Below are 2,791 nucleotides of genomic sequence, written 5' to 3' on the forward strand. Positions count from 1 at the left end.
GCAACGATGCCAGTCGTCCGGGCGACCACTGGAATCGGATACAGTTGGCTCCTTCGCCATGACCGACTATGGCTGCGCAGTCGAGTTCGAAAATCCGTACGCACTGGCATGGCTGAACACAAGCGTGTCCCTCGGGTCGACTGGTCCGGACGCGACGCACAATGCCTGGCGGCCTTGCAGATCGTCGCCGAGAGCCTGGAATTGTCCGCCAATGAGATTCTAAAGGCGCCTGCAATCCTCCGGCGACTGCCCAAGCTGCCATTTAAACCACGCCTTGAGCGCCTCCCCGAATCCCGGAAATACATCGAAAGCCTTCTAGACGACCTACGCGACCTCAGAGCCGCTAACTGAATAGCGCGCGTCGGCCGGCAATATGAGTTTCCCAGCCTGAGTCAGCGCCTGTGTAAACCCCCGGTACCGGGAAGACCCTCCCCCGCTTCGCCAAACGTCAGGCTCTGAAGGTCGGCAGCCAAAATACCATCGCGGGCCCAACCGGAACCCCACTCCTTGAGTGGTCCATGCAATGTTGGCTAACCGATTCCTTGCGAAGGATGCCCGAATCCGAAATTCGCCCAGAGCGCCACGGGTCAGTTGATCCGTATCGCTCTCCGATCGCCCGACCAAAGCATAACCATGTCCGTGCTCTATACGCGGTTCGTGGAGTGGATCGATCCTTGGTGATCGATAGCAGGCTCATGAAGGGATAGATACCCCTTGCATCCGCATATACTTTTATGTATTTTGTGGCCATGCACGGGACTGAATCTACCTTGTCCATCGAGGAACTCTCTCGACTCGTCAGGTCAATGGGCATACATCAGGACGAGATCGCCTTGGCGACGGGCGTGACACAACCTCATGTCAGCCGTGTGTTGTCAGGAGCGGTTTCTCCGACCGCCAAAGCTTATCGGCGTATATGCGCATATGTGGTTAGCCGGAAGAGCCCCATCTCGACACACCGAGTGGCACAGAACCAGGAACTGGTCAGCGCGATCGCATCTATCTGGGATGGTTCGGAAGAACAGGCACGGGCGCTTGGGGCAGTCATCCGATCTTTAGCGCCGTTGCTTACACTCTACAAGACCGGCGATCCGAAATGATTGTCCAGGATGCCGTACGCTTCGTCGCCAGGAACTTATATCCGCGATGGCTGCAGCGTCCAACCATCCTGCCCGATGAACTTGCACACAGTTACGCACTGCGCGTCCTGGTTCTGAACGAAGCCAACTCTCTCGATTCCTTGGTCGCTGCAGTATCCGCCGCTGGTTTAGTTGACCCCAAAGTCCCCAAGGCGGAGTTTCTCGCATGGATCGCGGATGTGGACGTTTCGGAGTTCCTACAGTTTCACACGCTCCTGCCCTTCCAGCAGGCCTTCACGTCCGGCGCGACACCCCATTCCCATGGCGAAAATCGGGACAACCACCTACGTTATGAAGCACTCCGGGTCAAAGTGGCATCGTTCAGGGTCTGCGATGCCTGCAAGCAAGAAGACCTAGCATATTGGGGATTTCCGTTCATACGGGTAAGTCACCACATCCCTGGGGTCGAATGGTGCGAGAAGCATGCGCAACCACTGATCTCTACGGGTTTCGACACTCGCCACATCTCCCGAATCCAGAGATTCTCTTGGACGGCTGCTCCATCAGATTCAACGGAATGCCCTGGCCCGCAGAATGAGGTTTTAGAACGGTACGCTGCCGTCTCAACGGCGCTGATGGCGAGATGCGAGAGCATGCCCATGAGACACGCCAGCCGCATAATTGCGGCCCGTGCGAAACAACAAGGCCTGCGAAGGGCGTTATGGGGAAGTCGGAAGATTCTTTCTGACTTGGTACTCGAGACAGTGCCGAAGGACTGGATCGCTCGCCTTCTCCCGTCCTTTTTCAGCCAAAAGACAACGTCAGGAGTCTTCGCTGCGTCCATGGACGGGGTGATGAAGCCTGGGATCATCTGCCGACCCGAGGCCTATGCCCTCGCGCTGGCGGTTCTTTACGATGACGCGGACGAGGCGTTATCGGACTTGACCAACGCGCAGGAGGCACCAGAGTCATTGAAAGTTTGCACAAAGCGCTCGCGTCCAATTGGGAGCAAACCGGCCGGGGCTTACACGGCAACTGAAGTCGCCGAGGCCTATGTACGTTCAAATTTCAGCAATGCGGCGATGGCAAAGCTACTTGGGGGCTCGTGCACCTGGATAAGATTACTCTTGTTGCGGTTAAATCTTCCACCGGCGAGCCTTATCGGAAAGGCACGCAACCGGGCGGCCTTACTGTCTTTCAAAGCTGGCGCGAACATCGAGTCGGCTTGCACTTCAGCTGGCGCGTCGGTCACGGACCTCGTGGATCTGCTCCGGTTTGACCTTGACCTCCTCGTGCCCTTGATTCGCCGGAGCTAACCTAGCCGTTCGCGTATCGCTGCCACTCGAACTTCTGTGGAGTTCTACACAGGATCGCAAAACGAGCAACGCCACCACAATGTGGGCACAGCGGCAGGTCGTTCAACAACATGCAGGCGCGCTCAGCGACCTCTGGCGCCCACAAACGTGCAGACCACACCTACCCCTTCACGCACACCACCTGCTTCAAGGTATGCAGGATCTCGGTCAGGTCGCGCTGGTTGGCCATCACTTCGTCGATGTCCTTGTACGCGCCGGGAATCTCATCGACCACTCCCTTGTCCTTGCGGCAGATCACCCCTTCGGTCTGACGTGCGAAGTCGGCCTCGGTGAAGCGCTTGGTCGCCGCCGTGCGGCTCATGCGCCGGCCAGCGCCGTGGGCGCTGGAGCAGAAAC

3 protein-coding genes are annotated in these 2,791 nt (G+C 57.8%); 2 read left to right on the plus strand and 1 reads right to left on the minus strand.

The annotated features are described in order from the left end of the window. Both JNN07_29400 and JNN07_29405 read left to right on the plus strand, forming a co-directional pair. Window positions 1-351 (plus strand): hypothetical protein (locus JNN07_29400; protein MBL9171883.1); only part of this gene is annotated, 351 nt, incomplete at its 5' end. Window positions 352-1,096: 745 nt separating this feature from the next. Next, window positions 1,097-2,395 (plus strand): TniQ family protein, encoded by a 1,299-nt coding sequence (locus JNN07_29405; protein ID MBL9171884.1) that lies wholly within the window; start codon window positions 1,097-1,099, stop codon window positions 2,393-2,395. A gap of 160 nt (window positions 2,396-2,555) precedes the next feature. On the opposite strand, the gene JNN07_29410 is transcribed toward JNN07_29405, so the two are convergent. Further along, on the minus strand, window positions 2,556-2,791 hold a 236-nt coding region (locus tag JNN07_29410; protein MBL9171885.1), incomplete at its 5' end, for an RtcB family protein.

This window comes from Verrucomicrobiales bacterium (genome assembly GCA_016793885.1).
GTDB lineage: Bacteria > Verrucomicrobiota > Verrucomicrobiia > Limisphaerales > UBA11320 > UBA11320.

Bases quoted from the DNA above. Each gene is read 5' to 3' on its own strand.
- JNN07_29405 (MBL9171884.1), top strand. From the start codon at position 1,097: ATGATTGTCCAGGATGCCGTACGCTTCGTCGCCAGGAACTTATATCCG.